The sequence below is a fragment of the Tessaracoccus sp. SD287 genome (genome assembly GCF_017355265.1).
Taxonomy (GTDB): Bacteria; Actinomycetota; Actinomycetes; order Propionibacteriales; family Propionibacteriaceae; genus Aestuariimicrobium.
In genome coordinates, this window is sequence record NZ_JADIJQ010000016.1 from 1 (window position 1) to 16,585 (window position 16,585).

Annotated in this window: 15 protein-coding genes and 1 tRNA gene; 6 read left to right on the forward strand and 10 right to left on the reverse strand. The window is 65.9% G+C overall.

The features are described 5' to 3' along the window. Positions 1-82: 82 nt before the first annotated feature. From IPV09_RS08155 to IPV09_RS08165, 3 genes are read right to left on the reverse strand one after another with little or no spacing between them, the layout of a single operon-like run. A complete protein-coding gene (locus IPV09_RS08155; protein ID WP_207474753.1) occupies positions 83-868 on the reverse strand; it encodes an SCO1664 family protein in 786 nt (261 codons plus the stop codon). Between the two features lies 1 nt (position 869). Then, entirely contained in the window at positions 870-1,481 is a 612-nt protein-coding gene (locus IPV09_RS08160; protein WP_207474754.1) for a DUF3090 domain-containing protein, read from the reverse strand. Between the two features lie 9 nt (positions 1,482-1,490). Next, complete coding sequence (locus tag IPV09_RS08165) at positions 1,491-2,189, reverse strand: histidine phosphatase family protein (RefSeq protein WP_207474755.1); 699 nt, start codon at positions 2,187-2,189, stop codon at positions 1,491-1,493. Positions 2,190-2,291: 102 nt separating this feature from the next. Here IPV09_RS08165 and IPV09_RS08170 point away from each other — a divergent pair, with 102 nt between their 5' ends. The 6 genes from IPV09_RS08170 to IPV09_RS08195 all read left to right on the forward strand — a co-directional run bounded on the left by IPV09_RS08170 (position 2,292) and on the right by IPV09_RS08195 (position 6,892). After that, positions 2,292-3,602 (forward strand): MFS transporter, encoded by a 1,311-nt coding sequence (locus IPV09_RS08170; RefSeq protein WP_207474756.1) that lies wholly within the window; start codon positions 2,292-2,294, stop codon positions 3,600-3,602. A gap of 77 nt (positions 3,603-3,679) precedes the next feature. Next, a complete protein-coding gene (locus IPV09_RS08175; protein ID WP_207474757.1) occupies positions 3,680-4,663 on the forward strand; it encodes an aldo/keto reductase in 984 nt (327 codons plus the stop codon). 59 nt (positions 4,664-4,722) lie between these two features. After that, positions 4,723-4,807: transfer RNA gene (locus IPV09_RS08180), tRNA-Leu, on the forward strand. Positions 4,808-4,908: 101 nt separating this feature from the next. Further along, entirely contained in the window at positions 4,909-6,195 is a 1,287-nt protein-coding gene (xerC, locus tag IPV09_RS08185) for a tyrosine recombinase XerC (RefSeq protein WP_207474758.1), read from the forward strand. Between the two features lie 117 nt (positions 6,196-6,312). Continuing rightward, on the forward strand, positions 6,313-6,606 hold the full coding sequence (locus tag IPV09_RS08190; protein WP_143571042.1) for a BrnT family toxin: 294 nt from the start codon (positions 6,313-6,315) through the stop codon (positions 6,604-6,606). After that, positions 6,593-6,892 carry a ribbon-helix-helix protein, CopG family gene (locus IPV09_RS08195; RefSeq protein ID WP_207474759.1) on the forward strand — a complete coding sequence of 100 codons (300 nt, stop codon included), beginning with the start codon at positions 6,593-6,595 and terminating at the stop codon, positions 6,890-6,892. Before IPV09_RS08190 ends, IPV09_RS08195 begins: the two co-directional genes overlap by 14 nt. 367 nt (positions 6,893-7,259) lie before the next feature. Here IPV09_RS08195 and IPV09_RS08200 read toward each other — a convergent pair whose 3' ends face one another. From IPV09_RS08200 to IPV09_RS08230, 7 genes are all read right to left on the reverse strand, one after another. Beyond that, positions 7,260-7,607 (reverse strand): hypothetical protein, encoded by a 348-nt coding sequence (locus IPV09_RS08200; RefSeq protein ID WP_207474760.1) that lies wholly within the window; start codon positions 7,605-7,607, stop codon positions 7,260-7,262. Positions 7,608-8,216: 609 nt separating this feature from the next. Further along, positions 8,217-9,497, reverse strand: coding sequence for a TIGR02391 family protein (locus IPV09_RS08205; protein ID WP_207474761.1), 1,281 nt, complete (start codon positions 9,495-9,497; stop codon positions 8,217-8,219). Positions 9,498-9,662: 165 nt separating this feature from the next. Next, positions 9,663-10,298 carry an AbiV family abortive infection protein gene (locus IPV09_RS08210; protein ID WP_207474762.1) on the reverse strand — a complete coding sequence of 212 codons (636 nt, stop codon included), beginning with the start codon at positions 10,296-10,298 and terminating at the stop codon, positions 9,663-9,665. Positions 10,299-10,550: 252 nt separating this feature from the next. After that, a complete protein-coding gene (locus tag IPV09_RS08215) occupies positions 10,551-10,898 on the reverse strand; it encodes a hypothetical protein (RefSeq protein WP_207474763.1) in 348 nt (115 codons plus the stop codon). Positions 10,899-11,550: 652 nt separating this feature from the next. Continuing rightward, positions 11,551-14,634: a DEAD/DEAH box helicase family protein gene (locus IPV09_RS08220; protein ID WP_207474764.1), complete on the reverse strand. Its 3,084-nt coding sequence runs from the start codon at positions 14,632-14,634 to the stop codon at positions 11,551-11,553. After that, positions 14,631-15,845, reverse strand: coding sequence for a restriction endonuclease subunit S (locus IPV09_RS08225; protein ID WP_207474765.1), 1,215 nt, complete (start codon positions 15,843-15,845; stop codon positions 14,631-14,633). The genes IPV09_RS08220 and IPV09_RS08225 overlap by 4 nt, the downstream gene beginning before the upstream one ends. After that, positions 15,842-16,582, reverse strand: coding sequence for an SAM-dependent DNA methyltransferase (locus IPV09_RS08230; RefSeq protein ID WP_207474766.1), 741 nt, complete (start codon positions 16,580-16,582; stop codon positions 15,842-15,844). Before IPV09_RS08230 ends, IPV09_RS08225 begins: the two co-directional genes overlap by 4 nt. Positions 16,583-16,585: the final 3 nt, after the last annotated feature.

The following is a 16,585-nucleotide window of genomic DNA, read 5'->3' on the forward strand; positions in this document are numbered from 1 at the left end:
GGCCACGAGTGCATGCGGCACAGGCTATCTGTGATCAGCCCCCCATTCGTCACGCCCGGATGATGGTTGAGACGTTGACCACCTAGAGCGGTGGCCACGGGATGACCGGCCAGCGGTCACCCGGCGAGGGGAACTCCCCTGCCTCGAGCAGGCCCTGGGCCCGCAGACGGGCGGCCACCACCTCGGCGGGGTCAAGCCACTGGTCCAGCACGGCCGCGTTCTGGACGGCGGCGGCCACCAGTTCCAGTTCGGGTCCGGTCAGGGCGTCACCCGACCAGCCCCACAGCACCGTGCGAAGTTTGTCCTCCACGTGGAAGGTCAGGCCGTGGTCGACGCCCAGCACCACCTCCTGACCGCCTGCGGCGTCCCCGGGCAGCGGATGCGCATGGATGATGTGGGCACCCTTGCGGTCGGCATTGTTGGCGATCACGTCGAAGATGGCCATCCGCCGCAGCGGCTCGGCGTCGGCGTGGACCAGTGCGACGGGACGTTCGGCCTGGTCGACGCCCACCACGACGCCGAACCAGTCCTCGGGAATGGCGTCGCGGTCGACCAGGTCGACCAGGTCGGTCTGGGATCCCTCAATCCACTCCTGCACCGAGCCGGGACCCAGGGGGCCGTCCAGGTACCAGGTGGGGGGCACGACGTGGAAACCCGCAACATCCGACAGCTGGAATGCCGCGACCTCACGACGGCCCAAGGTCTCGTCGGGGAAGTCCCACAGCGGCCGCTCCCCCGCGACGGGCTTGTAGAGGAAGCGAGCACCCGACTCGTCCTCGGCCAGGAAGGTGCCGTTGCTGGCCTGGACCAGACGCCCGACGAGGGTGAGGTCACCGATGGGGGGACGTTGCTCCAGGGGTGCCGACATCTCAGTCGAGGTCGTCGGAGTCGTCGTCGGAATCGTCGTCGGAGTCGGCGAACAGGGGCGCGCGGTAGCCGTTGGCGCGGGGGCACAGGTGGCCCTCGGGGTTGATCGGCTGCTCACAGAAGGGGCACTCGGGGCGGCCCGAGACGATCAGGGCGCGGGCGCGGCTGATGAACTGGCGGGCATCGGCGGGGGTCAGCCGGATGTGCATGGAGCTGTCGGCGTTCTCGACGGTCTGCTCGACCGGGTCGGCCTCGTCCTCGGCGTCCATGTCGACCACGCTGAACAATTCGATGGCGATGCTCTCGTGGGCGGTGTCCCAGGCCAGGGTCATCGTGCCGACGCGGAAGTCCTCCTCCAGCGGCTGGTCGAGGGGGCCGAGGTCCTCGGCCCGGTCGGCCGGGCCCGGGATGCCGGGGGTGCCCAACCTGGTCAGTTCGTCGAGGATGCGCTCCAGGTGATCGGCCAGGATCGCCACCTGTTGCTTCTCGCAGACCACACTGGTCAGGCGGCTCCCGGATCGGGCCTGCAGGTAGAAGGTGCGCTGCCCGGGGGTGCCGATGGTGCCGGCAACGAAGCGGTCGGGAAAGCTGAAACGGTGCGTCACGCGAGCCATGGGTCCAGCCTAGTCGGTGGTGTTCGCGTCGGTCGGCGCGCCGGCCGAGCCGCCGACCACGGGTTGCGGGGGTGGGGTGGTCCACCGCGACAGGGCACCCTCCACGGAGTTCATGGTGACGATGCGGGGCTGGGGGACGTTCGGGGAGGGCAGGACGATGATGCTGGCCGATCCGGGGTCGACGCCCAGGCGTTGGACGTGCTGGAAGTCTGCGCCGCTGGCCCAGTTGAGCAGCGCTGCCAACGGGTCGCCGTGGCTGGTCAACAACCACACGTCGCGCTCGTCGAGGCGGGCGTTCCAGTCGAGGACCGCCGCCACGATCCGGTCCTGGACTGCGCTCATCGCCTCCCCGCCGGGGAACTGCGCCAGCTGCGGTGCGCCCTGGACCGTCTTCCACAGCGGCTCGTCAACCAGGTCCTTGAGCAGGCGACCCGACCACTGGCCATAGTCGGTCTCGATGACGCGGTCGTCCAGGGTGGCGCTCAGTTCGATGCCGGCACTGCCCAGCGCCAGGCTGGTGGTCTGTTGGCAGCGTTCCATCGGCGAGGTCACTGCCACGGTGAGCGGGACGTCGACCAGTCGCCTGCCCAACTGCTGGGCCTGCTCGACGCCGGTGTCGTCGAGGTTGATGCCGGGGGTCCGACCGGCCAGCGTGCCGGCGGCGTTGGAGGTGCTTCGACCGTGGCGAACGGCGATCAGGATGCTCACCGGGCCAAGGCTATGACATCACCGAACCCGATCAGGCAGGATGTCCCCCATGCCCTCACCCCTGCCCTGGACTGCCGTCGAGGATGCGGGGCGGGTGATCACGTGAGCGCACCCCTGGGGGCCGACGGGCAGAAGTTCGGTGCGGTCGCCCGGCAACTCGCGCTGCCGGTGTACCTGCCCACCCTGGCCCAGGCCTCCGGTTTCACGGCGCTGGCGCCCGTGCTTCCGCTGATGGCCCTGGACCTCGGTTTCAGTCTTCCCGCTGCGGCGGCGCTGGGCCTGATCACCGGTGTCCTGGGTGTCATTGGGCCAGTTCCGGCCGGCCGGGCCATCAGTGGCCTGGGCGAGCGCACCGCCATGATCCTCACCGGGTTGGTGATCGTGGCGGCCCTGATGGCCGGCTACTGGATCGTCCACGACGGCACCGTGCATGCACCCACCAGGACCCACCGGTACGGGCTGATCGGGGTGCTGGTTGCGATCGGGTTGGCGCAGCAGGTGTGGAACCTGGGTCGCCAGTCCTACGTCGGTGCCGCGGTGCATCCGCGGCTGCGTGCCCGGGCCATGTCGACCTTTGGCGGCATGATGCGGATCGGGCAGGTGATCGGCCCCGCCGCCGGCGCGCTGGTGGCGGCGATGGCGGACCTGGCCGCGGTGTACGTGATGTCGGCTGCCGTGATGGCGCTGGCCACGATGCTGGTGACCGTCTTCCTGGTGCCGCACCCTGCTGCGGCGGCACAGTCGGTCAGCCGCGCCGCCGAGGACCCGGGGCCGACGCCGGCCTGGTGGCGCGACGCGGGCATGGCCACCATGGCGAAGGTGGCCCTGGGGACGGCTCCGCTGCAGATGGCACGGGTGCTGCGGCCCACCATCCTGCCGCTGATGGGCGCCGGTCTGGGCCTCAGCGCCGAGACGATCTCGTTGATCTTCGCGGCAGCGGCATTCCTGGAGATCCTGCTGTTCATTCCGGCGGGGGGCTACATGGACACGTTCGGGCGCACGGCGGTGCTCGTCCCGTGCCTGGTGATGCTCGGACTCGGCTACGTGACGCTGGCGGTGCTCGCGCTCACGGTGGGCGGACGCTCACCGATGATGGCCCTGGTCACGGTGGGCGGAAGCGCCCTGCTGCTCGCGTTGGGCAACGGGTTGGGCGCCGGCATCGTGATGACCCTGGGGTTGGACGTCACCCCGGAGCAGGACCGTGCCCGGCACCTGGCCCGGTGGATGACGATGACCGGAGTCGGTCCCCTGGTGGGGCCGCTGCTGGTCTCCCTGATCACCCTGGTGGCACCCATCGGGCTCGCCGCTGCGACGGTGGGCGGGCTGTGCCTGGCCGCGGGGGCGTGGATGCTGAGGATCTTGCCGCCGCTGACCCCCAATCCCCCGGCCGGACCCTTCCACCGGCAGGACTGACGGCCCGCCAGTACGCTGACCTGTAGTCATGTCGTCGTCCTGACCACCATCATCCTGACCCACACTGGAGGCTCCACATGCAGACCCGCCGCGCCGGATCGAGCGGTTTGCAGGTATCCCGGTTGGGGTTGGGCACCCTGACCTGGGGGCGCGACACGCAACCGGCGCAGGCCCGGGCCCTGGTGCGGCGCTTCCACGAGGCCGGCGGCACCCTGGTCGACACGGCACCGGCCTACGGCAATGGCGTGGCCGAGAAGATCCTGGGCAAGCTGATCCACACCGACCTGCAGCGCTCGGACCTGGTGATTGCCACCAAGGGCGGCTTCGGCGTCCGGAACGGGCGGCGGGTGGTCGACACGTCACGCTCGGCACTGCTGGACGACCTGGCCGCGTCGTTGCGGCGGCTGCACACCGACCACGTGGACCTGTGGCAGGTCCACGCTTGGGGGGAGGCACCACTGGAGGAGACGCTGGGGGCACTCGACCAGGCCGTCCGCTCGGGCATGGCCCGCTACGTGGGGGTGTCCAACTTCATTGGCTGGCAGACGGCGCGGGCGGCCACCTGGCAGGAGGCGATCCCCGGACGGGCCCGGCTGGTCAGTTCCCAGGTGGAGTACTCGCTGCTGGCCCGCCGCTCCGAGATCGAGGTGATCCCGGCGCTGCGCGCCCTGGGCATGGGCCTGTTCCCGTGGTCACCGATCGGACGGGGTGTGCTGACCGGCAAGTACCGCACCGGGGTGCCGCGGGGCAGCCGCGGGGCAGCCGACCACTTCTCCTGGTTCGTCGAGCCGTACCTGGAGGAGAAGTCCCGGGCCATCACCGACGCCGTCGCGAAGGCCGCCGAGGGACTGGACCTGAGCCCCCAGCAGGTGGCGCTGCTGTGGGTGCGCGACGCCCCGGGCGTGACCGCTCCGCTGCTCGGTGCCCGCACCGTCGAGCAGTTGGAGGACTACCTGGCCGTGGACGAGATGACCCTGCCGGAGGAGATCATCAGCGCCCTGGATGACGTCTCGGGCGGGCCGAACCTGGGCCGTGGGACGGGGCGGGGGCTCGATTCGTAAGCGGCGTCTCGCCGGTGCTATAGTCCAATGGCTGTCCAGCGGGATGGGACAGCTCACCCGTCCGGGTGGCGGAATAGGTAGACGCGCTAGCTTGAGGTGCTAGTGCCCGTAAAGGGCGTGGAGGTTCAAGTCCTCTCTCGGACACAAGTTGGAACCCCCAGTCAAATCGGCGAAAGCCGCACTGACTGGGGGTTCTGCCTTTTCTCCGTCTCGCCACGCCCCGACAGCGTGCACCACTCTGTAGCATGTTCATCGCACGTTCATCGCACGAGATCGCACGACGGGGGCATGCCATGAGGTTTGGCTACATTCGCCAGTTGCCCAGCGGCAGGTACCAGGCGAGCTATCAGGCTCCGGACGGTTCGCGCCATAACGCCCCTGCGACATACACGCACAAGGCCGACGCCCAGGCCTGGATCACCGCCGAGCGTCGCCTCATCGAGTACGGCACCTGGACCAGCCCCAAGGCGCGAGCCGAGGCGGTCGAAGCGGCTGCCCGAGCCGAAGCTGAACGAGAAGCCGCAGAGGCATTGGCCGCCGAAGCGCTCGCGAGCGTCCCGACGGTCAGCCAATGGCTTGAGCAGTGCATCACCGAGCGACAGAGGCGGACCAGGCGTCCGATCAAGCAGACCACCGCAGACAACTACCGCAAGCTGGCACGCCTAAACGTCGACGGCACCGAGCTCGGCAACATGCGCGTCATCGACGTCAAACGCGCCGACGTGCATGCCTGGCGCTGGAGCGGGCCTCCCAGCAAGACTCGCACACAAGGCGGCAAAGCCTACGAGCTGCTCGTCTCCGCTTTCGACGACGCCGTAGTGGCGGAGCTCATCGACGCGACACCCTGCACCCTGAGAGGAGCCGGAGCCCCTGACCGCGCACGTGAACCAGAGTCGTTGTCCCTGCACGAGGTCGACCGCTTCCTCGCTGCAGTTGAGGAACCCTGGGCGAAAGCCGCCCTGACCATCCAAGTGACTTGCGGGCTCCGCATCGGCGAGGTCCTGGCGCTCCGATCGAAAGACCTCGACCTCCAGGCAGAGACCGTCACGGTCGCCGGGACAGTGGCGAAGGTCGGGGAACTCGGGATGAGGACTCGAGTCGTTCAACACCCAAAGACCCGGGCATCGATGCGCACCATCTCGCTCCTCCCCGACACCGTCGCCGAGCTGAAGGTCTGGCGCCAGTCCAGAGGCACATTGCGGGCAGAGGCCCTGCTCTTTTGCGATGCGTTCGGCAAGCCACTGAACGACGACGTGCTCCGCCGCATCCACAAGAAGGCCGCAGAGAAGATCGGGCGTAGCGAGCTGAAGGATCACGACCTCAGGGCCACCGCAGCAACCCTGGCGGCTTCCGCGGGCGCGTCGGTGCGCGAGATACAGGCGATGCTCGGGCACACGACGCCGACTATGGCGCTGAGCTACCAGACGGCCACAAGGGAACGAGACGCCGAGCGCGCACGCAAGATGTCCGCCCAACGCACGAGTGCACGCTGTAAGGCCACCCTGACCTCCAGGGCCCCGACCGATACCTGACCCAGATGGTGGGGACGCAGTTTCATGGCCGGGTTACTTCCGCTCATGCCGAATTGAGAATGTCACGGCGGCGGGGAACCACTGGATAACGTAGTGCGTGCGTAGTACGCTGAGTTTGTGGGTGAAGGCATCGACTGGCGGCACCGGGGCGAGTACATCTCAAAGCACGGGCTGACGCCGGACGTCGCCGACGAGGCCTTCGCCGATCCGAACAGGCTGGCCATCGACCCAGATCCTTCGTCTGACTCGGGCAGAACCATCCGGGTCATCGGCTGGTCATCCACGACCAGCATGCTGATCACGGTCATCGTGCTCCCGGATGAAGGGATCACCTGGGGAGTCAACGCGTGGCCGTCGAACAGTACAGACCAGCGCCGATACCGAGAGGAACAGTTGGATGTCGATCAGTGATCTCATCGCGGCCGAAGCTGAAGCGGCCGAACGCAACCGAGATGCCGGCCTCGAGCCAGGAAGCAGGGTGACCCGCGGACACCAGCGTGCCAAGACGCTTCAGGTTCGCCTGAACGCCGAGGAACTCGAGGCGTTGACGCGGCTCGCAGAACGACGCGGCCTCCCCGTGTCCACACTGGCTCGGGACATTCTCCTGACCCAACTGGCGGGTTCCGACGAATCCGCAGGGGCGTTGATTGCCAGGATCCGGGCAGAGCTGGACGACCTTGCCTCACGAGTAGCCTGACCCATCCGATCAACGTCCTGATCTGCCGCAGAGTGCGCTTGTGGGTCAGGTCTATTCGGAGTCGGCGGGTCACCGCGCAGAGTCACTACCAAGGACTCCGATCGAGGACACGGTCACGCCGGCCGAAGCCCACCATCGCATGACCCGGGGAACAACGGAAGCGCTCAACGACGATCACCGCGGAGCAGGGAGTCGATCTCGTTCAGGTCGACCAGAACGCGGAAGCCGTTCTTGTACCGCGTGAGTTTGCCCTCCGCCATCCGGCGCTCAAGCGACCGACGGGAACTCCTGCAGTACTCAACAGCCTCCGGCAAAGTCGCGTACCGAGGATGGAGCTTCGTCGTGGTCTGTGGACGGACCATGCTGCTCACCCCTCCCCCGCGTTGCCAGCATCCATGACCAGGGGTTCCGCTGGGCGTGCCAATCCCGTGCCGTCAAGGCCCGCCCGAAGCAGACGGTTGACCTCGCGGATGTCCAGCCCGCACAGGGCAGCAGCCTCACTGACTGGCAACGCCTCGACGACGGTGAGCGCATTGACGGCGCGTCCGATCCGTCTCGCGCAGTCAGCGACGATTCGGTCTCGTTCGAGAATGGCTGCGGTGGCCTCAAGAACATGCTCACTGATCCTCGCTTCTCTGGCGGCCAGAGCCTCTCGGCGACGGACAAGCTGATCCTGCGCCATGAGGCGGGCCTTCTGACGAATGCTGCGTGACATACCTTCTACTCCCTCGCGCTCCTCCTACCCCCCATAGAACCCCGACTGGCCGCCATCAAAGCGTGAACCGACAAGCCACCGCCGGAGCCAGCAGGAGACCGGGCCACCTGGGAGCCGACTGAGAGCGTCCCTGCCCGCGTGGCCGCTGGAGTTCATAGCCGTGGGGACGGCATCCCGCCGGAGCGACTCTTCGAACGCCGACGCTGCGGCGCACGCAGTGCCAGAGACAGAGTCGACGGCAAGCCGGGTGAGGCGGGAGTCGATGGCGGGAATCTCCCTCACGGGGCGTTGGCAACGGCTTATGCGACTCCGTGGCATTCAGGTACCACCTGGGTACCCCATCGAGCGAGCATCCATTGGCAAGTAGCTCCCTTTCCTCGGCCCGGTCGGTCCGTCGCCAGCCTGCCGCCTCGTCACGAAGGAGGCAGCCATGTGTACCCAATGCACGTGCCCACAGGGACGGCCCCGTCCCATGAGGTCGTGGCAGAGGTACTGGATGTCGTTGAGGGCGCGAGCAGTCGCAGGCCCCCATCTGCTCGTCGACATCCGCAGATGCCGAGAGTCGCGCATCTCTCACGCTTATTGGCAAACCCCCGCTGGAGTCGAACCCTAAGCCTGTTGTTGCGCCGCGACCCAGTCCTTCGCCCTCTGCGACAGAGTGCCCGGTTGCTGTTGCTCAACGAACTCCAGGAATGGCCACATGCCAGCCTCCTGGTCATTGCCATAGCTGTCCTTAGTGGGCAGGTCGAGAAGAAGGTCGATGTCGGCTTGCGTCAGCTGGTCGACGACCAACTCCAGCCGCATGAACATGACGTTGCTGTGATCCCAGTTACGAGTGAGGTCAGTCTCCTTGAGCCACTTGTCCTTCAGCACCTTGCGGGCCGATGCAGACGCCAGACCGACAGGTAGCTTCATACTCTGCAGCCACTTGCCGTTCTCAAAGTCCTTGTAGAACGCCCCCGCAGTGCGGTAGCTGCGCCTCTTCTCACGCACGAGCTCGTCGAGTTCGTTGATTGTCCCTTCGTCTACGGACCGCGTGATCAGGTCGTAGGCCAGACTCGCGAGCGAGATGTAGTGGACAGCCAGGTTGGGCTCGACGAAAGTCGCCAACGTGTGGGCCTTCTCGTTGCGGAGGAACTGAACTCCTAAGTGCAGGTATCCGATGCCGCGGAAGAAGTCACCTTCCGCCTGCGTGCCGGGCGTCGCCTTGCCAAATAGAGCGCCATAATGTTTGGTGCTCTGCGCGTTCATGTTGAAGATTTCTGTCGCAGCCTCCTCGCCCGCGAGCTCTCGGAGCTTCTCACGAACCACCTTGTAGGACTCCTCGACCGCGTGGAAAAAGTCGCCCGTGGCGAGGTACTTCTCAATGTGGTTGTAGATGTCCTCGTGGATATCGATCTGGATCTTGTTGTTCGTTACCGTCGCTTCGGTAGTGGCGGCAACGGGCCTCGCGCGAGCGGCAGACAGACCGTGCAGATGGCTAGCGATGGTGCGCATCCTTGCGACCTGCTTATCGGTGACGTCCTTGCTCCATCCGCCGCCAGCCTTCTTCGCCTCTATGTAGTCGACGATCGCATACACCGCCGACGAAACCTCCGCATCCGAGCCCCACTTCCACAAGCCCCGCATTCGCTCCGCCTTGGAGTCACCGAAGCGCGGGTACTTCTCGCGATCGTAGATGTCGATCTCGATGTCCCTGAACAAGCTCTCGAAGGACGCGTTCGTAAAGTCCAGAACGTAGCCGGTGCTCATGCCTAGCACCTCCTCAAGGAAAACCTTGTGCGCCACCGAGATACTGCTCATCCCTGTCGTCCCACTTCTCCGCCGCTGCAGCGGTGCCTCGTTCAGCTCGTCCCGACGCGCTCGCCAGTCTGGAAGGTAGTCATCCATCAGGGCGGTGAACCTCACTTCTTGAGCGCGCTCGCCATGTCGACGACGCTACTAGGACCGACCCGGCTCCATGCATTCTTCGCCCGGATCTCCCGCCGTGGTGCGGTGTGAGATCCCAGGGGTTCGCCTGCATCTTCGCGGTCAGGGCCCCGACGTGGTCCGTCCTCACGATGAATCGTCTCGCTCAAGTATCGGCGCAACCAGCGCTTCGATGGAGTCAAGCCGAGGGTCACGGTCGCCTACAATCATCCGGTCCACGAGCATTGATTTCACAGCGTCCGCGACGCCCCAGATCTCATCGGCAAGGTCGGGCCGCTCGATCTGGTGCGGCACGAGCGGAGCGCCATCCTCGTCCAAATCGACGTAGAACCCGCGCTGCTTGGCCTTGTTGTCAGCATCAGCCAGGTTCTCGAGGTATTCGACGTACTGGCGCGGGTCGCTAGCGCCGGTGCCGGGTCGGAGGTCTACCTCCGCACGGCTACGGAAGAGGCGCAGTTCTGAGACGAACTCGTCGGCTCCTTCGATGTAGTGGGTGGATTGCATCAACTTCTGGCGGTGGCTGGCACCGAACTCGTCGAGGTACGGCACATCGAGCGGGGCCTCCTCGCCCGAAGACCAAGACACCCCGAAGATCTGGGCCACCCACTGCGCCTTACCAAGCTCCTCCAAGGCAATGACCACGAGCGACTGTGCGCGAGGTGACACAGGGCCCAGGGTGTCAGCGTCCACAACGAGCCGCGCGGCGTTGTCGACGAGGGCGAACCAGAATGCTCGCGCCTTGTTGGGCTCGAAAGCGGTCATAGGCCTGATGGTAGAAGCCTGCCCCGATCACAGACTCCTCGGCGACGCCGCCGTACAGCTGCGATGCCAGCCGACAGAGGCTGACATGCCCCTGCAGCTCCTCGGGCACACGCACTGATCTGGCCGTGAATGGACTAGATCGCGGGTTCATTAGCAGGGCATGCGGCGCCTGGTGTGACGGGCCGATGTCCCTCTATGGCCTCAGGAACCGTCGCATACCGAGCGGCTGCGACAAGCACGGGACCCTGGGCATCAGCGTTCCACCTCGCCATTCCGGCGTGGATCAGACAAGACTGCGGGTCCCCGCAACGTGTGAACAATGCCACTGGTGCGGAGCAGGCGCCTGGCCTCGCGGGCGTCGAGGCCGCACAGTTCCGCCGCCTCGTCGACGGGCATTCTCTCCGTCCCTGTGAGCCGGTCGAGCGCTTGGCTGAGGCGGGCCTCGGCCTCCAGAACGGCTCGGTCCCTCTTCAGGACTGCTGCGGCTGCCTCCAGTACCTCAGTCCTGATCCTCGCTTCCCGTGCCATCAGTTCCTCGTGCCGTTTCACGAGCTGGCCTCGTATCTTGAGGCGGGCCTCGCTACGGGCGCTCTGAGACATGGCACAGCTCCTTCTGGTGCGGCGGAGGACCGGCAGTCCGTCCTTCTACGGTAAGGAACCCCCGACGGGTCTACGAGCAGCGGAACCCATGTTCTGGCGGGTCACCCGCCAGGAGGCCTTTGCGTGTGGCGGCTCTTCGAAGCATGCGTGTTCTTCACCTCGTGCGCCGGTGGGGCCCGAGGTACTGCTATCGACGGTTGATGAACGCTTTCGACGGTGTATGTGGACACTCGGGCGTGTGTTGGTCGTGGTGGAGATGATGGCAGTTTCGCACCGATCGCAGTGGCGAGTCCTGCGACGATGACTGTTTATGTGGTGATCGCGAGTAGGGTGCCGAGGATTATGACGGGGAGGGCGAAGCTTGCGTAGGCGGAGGCGAAGACGAGGGTCGTGGGGTGCGCCGTGGCTAGCGTCCCTCGCGTGAGCGCGTCGTAGAGCGTTCTGGTGAACAGGCATCCGCTGCTTGCCCCGCTACGACTGCGCCGGCGAACCAGGGTGGAGCCGACCTGCGACCCTATGGTGACGCAGGCTGGCCGTTCAGGACCACGGCGACAGATCGGCCGGGGTTCAGGCGGACTCAACCCACAGTCTCAGAGCAGGGAGCTTGAGGGCGCCAGCGTGGAACACTCCGGAGACAGCGAGTCCGACGACCTCAGGCTGCGTTCCGCCCGTGAACGATGGCTGTCACCCGGGCAAGGAGTTCGACGAGGCCGTCGTAAAGCTCGGGGTTGGAGATGGCGGCTTCGGTCATGGTGGCGGAGTCGCTGGCTACGGCAACCACGGCGCCGGTGACCTTGTCCTTGAACTTCGGTGACGCCTTGAGCTGTTCGTCGGTGTTCTCCGCTGACATCGCCTGCACTTCCGGGTCGTCGGTGAGGACACCCCATACCGCTCGGGTCCAAGCCTCTCCGGTGCCGTTCCCGAGGTCAAGGCCGCTGGCGGCGAACAGTCGGTTGACTTCCTCGACGGCCTCCCACAGCGCCACCTGCTCGGGCGTGGCGCCGACACCACCCCTGGTGCCGTCGAAACCGGAGGGCTTGAGGACGGACGGTTCGGGGCCGGTGATGGAGTGGTCTTCGTCGATGCCCTTTGCGACCACGGCGAGGCCGGTCAGTTCGATGCTGGAGGTGTCGATCCGCTCCACCAGCGCGCCGGTGTGGAGGTTGCGGACCAGCAGCCCGGCGAGGATGGCGCGGCGATGCAGCATCGGGTCCTGGTAGTCGACGATCTGCGACAGGAAATCCCAGGCGTGCCGGTAGGCGCGGGCGTCGGAACGAAACGCCAACACCTCCGACTGCTCGGGCTGCCCATCGGCGTGCTTGTAGGCGTGGTTCCAGCGCCCCACCACCGGGGCCAGGAGCCTGCCGATGGTTTCGCCTGGGGCGTTGTCGAGGTATGCCTGGGAGATGTCGATGAGTTCCTGGTCGGTGTAGTAGCCGGCCAGGTCGAGCTTGTCGGCCAGGTTGAACAGCACGTTGGGGTCGGTTTCCTGGGAGATGTAGGCGTCGGAGTAGTAGTCGGCGAACGCCTGCTGGATCGTGGCGGGCTGGTTGACGAAGTCCAGCACGATAGGCAGCGGCTTGCCCGGGGCGGTGCGGTTCAGCCGCGACAGGGTCTGGACGGCGGCGATCCCGGACAGCTTCTTGTCGACGTACATGGCGCACAGCAGCGGCTCGTCGTAGCCGGTCTGGTACTTGTCGGCCACGATCAACACTTTCGTCTCGTCGGTGTCGCGGAACACCTGCGGCAACGACTTCTCCGGGATCCCGTTTATGCCCGGCTCGGTGTACTCCTGCCCGTCGACGGTCAGGCCGCCGGAGAACGCCACCAGCGCCTGCATGTCGTGGTAGCCCTTCGACTGGAGGTAGTCGTTCATGGCGTTGGACCAGCGCACCGCCTCTTCCCGGGAGCCGGTCACCACCATCGCCTTCGCCCGCCCACCCAGCGACCCGGCGACGTTGCTGCGGAAGTGTTCGATGACGATCTCCACCTTCTGCGCGATCGCCACCCGGTGCAGCCGCACAAACCGGACGATCTCGGAGATCGCCTTGCCCTGGTCGACCTTCTGGTCGGCGGTTTCCTCGTCGGTGATGTTGTCGCGGACCTTCGCGAACATGTCGTAGGTCGAGTACCGCTTGAGGACGTCGAGGATGAACCCCTCCTCGATTGCCTGCGCCATCGTGTAGGTGTCGAACGCCTCCCAGCCTCGGTCCGTTTCGGTGCCGAACAACCGCAGCGTCCGGTGCTTCGGGGTGGCCGTCAACGCCACAAAGGTCATGTTCGCGGCCGTCGCCACAGCCGACCCCTCCGCCATCAGCAGGTCATCGGAGGTGAACCCCTGCTCCGGGTCATCCGGGTCCGGTGCGTCAGGCGTGGCGGCCAGGAGACGGCGCAGGTCGGAGGCGGCGTCCCCTGACTGGGAGGAGTGGGCTTCGTCGGCGATCACACACCACCGCCGCTGCTTCAACCCCTGGTCGGCTTCGATTATCTTCAACGCCTCCGGGAACGACTGCAACGTGACGGTGATGATGTGGTCACCCTCGAGCAGCGCATCCTTCAACTGGGCGGACTTCGACCCGGTCTTGTCGGTGACCCCGACAACGTAGCCCTTGGAGGCGCCGAGGAGGTTCACGGCGCGGCGCAGCTGCTCGTCGAGGATGCGGCGGTCGGAGATGACGATGACCGAGTCGAACACCTTCTCCCCGGCACGGTCGTGGAGGCGGCCCAGGCGATGCGCCAACCAGGCAATGGTTTTCGTCTTGCCGGAGCCGGCAGAGTGCCAGACCAGGTATTTGCCGCCGGCGGAGGTGTCGGTGACGTCGGCGGTGACTTTCTCCACGGCCCGCAGTTGGTGGTAGCGGGGGAACACCAGGGTGCCGTCGGCTTCCCGCATCGCGAAGCTGTTCAGCACCCGCACCAGCGACGCGGGGGTGAAGACTTCCCGCCACAGGTAGTCGGTGGGGGAGCCGGTTGGGGAGGGGGCGTTGCCGGCGTGGCCGTTGTTGCCCTTGTCGAAGGGGATGAAGCGGGTGTCGCGGCCCTTCAACGCGGTGGTCATCATCACGTTGGTGTTGGACACGACGAAGTGCACCAGGCAGCGGCCGGGCTGCAGCAGCGGAGTGTCCTTGGTCGGCATCCGGTCGCGCCGGTACTGCTCTACCGCATCGGCGGCCTGCTGGGTGTGGTCGGTCTTCAACTCCATCGTGGTCACCGGGATCCCGTTGACCAGCAGCACCACGTCGATGGTGGAGTGTTTCCCGGGGTGGAACCGCACCTGCCGCAGCACCCGCAGCCGGTTGCGCTGGTACCAGGCTGCGGATTCGGTGAGGAGGGGGTTTTCGGGCGGGAACTCGACCATCGGCCCAAACTTGGCGGCCGGGCGGCCCGCGGCGACGTAGTCGAATCCTGACCGGAGGACGCCAAGGAGGCCGCCGCGTTCACGGAACGTGTTCGGGTCGATCACCGGCTTCGCCGCCAACACAGACGCGAGCCGCTTGAGCAGCTGGTGTTCGGCCTGCTGCCTGCCCACCCCGGCCAGATCGTCGGGGACCGCGTTGCAGTACTGCTTCGGGTATCGCTGCGACAGCCACCACAACACATCGGCCCGGTACAGCGCCAAACCGGCATCCCAGTCGGGGTCGGGGGCGCCGGTGCCGGAGTACAGCCACCCGGTGTCGGCGAGGCCGTCGCAGATGTTGGCTTCGAACTCGGCCTCCATGATCTGTGCCTTGCTCACGACGGCACCTCCTTCTTCCCAGTCACAACCTCAGTGATCAACGTGGAGCGCCGCTCCCCCAAGAGCGCCTTGAGACGCTGGGCATCGGCGATCATCGCGTCGATGCGAGACGTCTGGTCTTCCAGCTCGGAGGCAATCCTGTCCATCTCGAGGTGATCCTTGGGCCAGGACACCGGGATTGAGTTCATCGCCTCTGCTGTGAGCTTTGGCTGTGCCGACCCTGACACCCATGGCGCAAGGTCAATACACTCAATCCGCGCCGCCCAAAACGCCGGCGGTCCCACCCGAGGGCGGAGGACATGGGCATGGTTGTTCACCCAGTAGCGACCGGCAGCTATGAAGGCGATTGGCGTGGACCTGTTCAACAGGTTGGCGCCGTCCTCACTTACGAGAACCAGATCCTCATCGAAGAGGAAATCGTCGACCCAGTCGATGACCCCAGATGCACCGTAGTAGGGGTACGGTCCGCTCCGGCTCTGTCGATCCAGAGCCGAAAGCGGGATCCGTGCTCGGTCCAAGGACTCTACGACATGGCCCAAGCTGCCCCGGACCCACCCAGTCGGTAACCAATCGGTCGTAACTCCAAGGTCTTCCTTGGTCGCGCCCACTACGGTTTGCATTGACTCTGTCTTCTTGCGTTCGCGGAGGGTGTCGATTAGGTGGTCAAGCTCGGCGTCCATCGCATCAATCTCCGCCGTTTCCCGATCCAGAAAGTCAGCGATGCGCTGCTGATCATCAAGGGGAGGAAGCGGGATCGGGAGGTGTGCAAGCTCTTCGAACTTGAGCGTCTGACGGACCCCGGCCCCCATCTCGTAGAAGACCTTCTTGACGTCGTAAGCGCGGAGTGCTGCCACGAGGAATCGCGGGTCTACTGTCGAGACTCGGGGCCGGACAGTTACATAGGCAGAAGTGATGATGCCCTTCTCAGTGGCGAGACCCGTGCGGATCGAACGTTGGTCGTTCTGCAGGTCGGTCATTCGAAGGACAGCGTCGCCCGCCTCAATGATGTTGTAGGTCTCGTACGATTCCGGCCGAAGTCCGCCGATCTCGGTGATCTCCTTGCGGATGACTCGTCCATAGGAAAGCGACAGCAGGTTGTTCTCCACCAGACCCAGGTTCTTCTGGTTCACGCGCTCGGCCACAGCCCAGAGGGGTAGGACGCTGCGTGTTGGCGTGACCTCACCAAGCCGCTCAAGCAAATCGAGCCTCATTCGCCGTGCACCGCCTTGAACTTCTCGCCCAGTGACCGCATTACCGCAACCACATCGGCGTCGGTCTCCTCGAGGGACCGCAGCGGGGTGGGCTTGTAGAACAGTCGGGTGAAGGGGATTTCGTAGCCGATCTTGGCGGCGTTCTCGTCCCAGGTGGCGTCGGGTGCGAACGGGAGCACGTCGTGCTGCATGTGTTCGGTGACGTCTTCGGACAGGGGGATACGTTCGGTGAGTTTGGACCCGTCAACCAGGACCGGGCGGCCACGCCGGTCGACGGCGGGGGGTGCGTCGGGGTCGTCGGCTGCGACTGCGTCCATGATGGCGTCCACGAGGCCGGTGGAGACCCTGGCGCCGTGTCGTTTTGCGGCGGTGCGGATTGTGATGGGCAGGTCGTTCCAGGCGCCGTCGAGGCCACGGATGAGGGGTTCGTGGTCGGGGGTGGCGTCCTTATGGGTGAGGGCCTGGGTGACGGTGTCGTCGGTGATGTTGATGGTGAGGCGGCGGATGCGGTAGACGGGGACGTCGCGGTAGCCGAGGTCGTCGGCAGTGACGATCTTGGAGATGTCGGAGTCCTCGAACCGGCGGTAGGCGTCGAGGATCACGTCCCGGTCCGCCTCGGTCATCTCGCGGCGCTTGTCACCCATGCCCTTGCCCATCGGATGCCAGGCGGCGGTGCCGTCGATGAGCTGGATGCGGCCCTTGCGGTGCTCCTCCTTGTTGGTGTCGAGGATCCACACGTA

Excerpts from the sequence above, each read along its gene's own strand:
- IPV09_RS08225 (WP_207474765.1), bottom strand. The coding sequence starts at position 15,845 with ATGAGGCTCGATTTGCTTGAGCGGCTTGGTGAGGTCACGCCAACACGC.
- xerC (WP_207474758.1), top strand. The coding sequence starts at position 4,909 with ATGTTCATCGCACGTTCATCGCACGAGATCGCACGACGGGGGCATGCC.
- IPV09_RS08210 (WP_207474762.1), bottom strand. The coding sequence starts at position 10,298 with ATGACCGCTTTCGAGCCCAACAAGGCGCGAGCATTCTGGTTCGCCCTC.
- IPV09_RS08175 (WP_207474757.1), top strand. The coding sequence starts at position 3,680 with ATGCAGACCCGCCGCGCCGGATCGAGCGGTTTGCAGGTATCCCGGTTG.
- IPV09_RS08205 (WP_207474761.1), bottom strand. The coding sequence starts at position 9,497 with ATGGATGACTACCTTCCAGACTGGCGAGCGCGTCGGGACGAGCTGAAC.
- IPV09_RS08160 (WP_207474754.1), bottom strand. The coding sequence starts at position 1,481 with ATGGCTCGCGTGACGCACCGTTTCAGCTTTCCCGACCGCTTCGTTGCC.
- IPV09_RS08215 (WP_207474763.1), bottom strand. The coding sequence starts at position 10,898 with ATGTCTCAGAGCGCCCGTAGCGAGGCCCGCCTCAAGATACGAGGCCAG.
- IPV09_RS08155 (WP_207474753.1), bottom strand. The coding sequence starts at position 868 with ATGTCGGCACCCCTGGAGCAACGTCCCCCCATCGGTGACCTCACCCTC.
- IPV09_RS08195 (WP_207474759.1), top strand. The coding sequence starts at position 6,593 with ATGTCGATCAGTGATCTCATCGCGGCCGAAGCTGAAGCGGCCGAACGC.
- IPV09_RS08200 (WP_207474760.1), bottom strand. The coding sequence starts at position 7,607 with ATGTCACGCAGCATTCGTCAGAAGGCCCGCCTCATGGCGCAGGATCAG.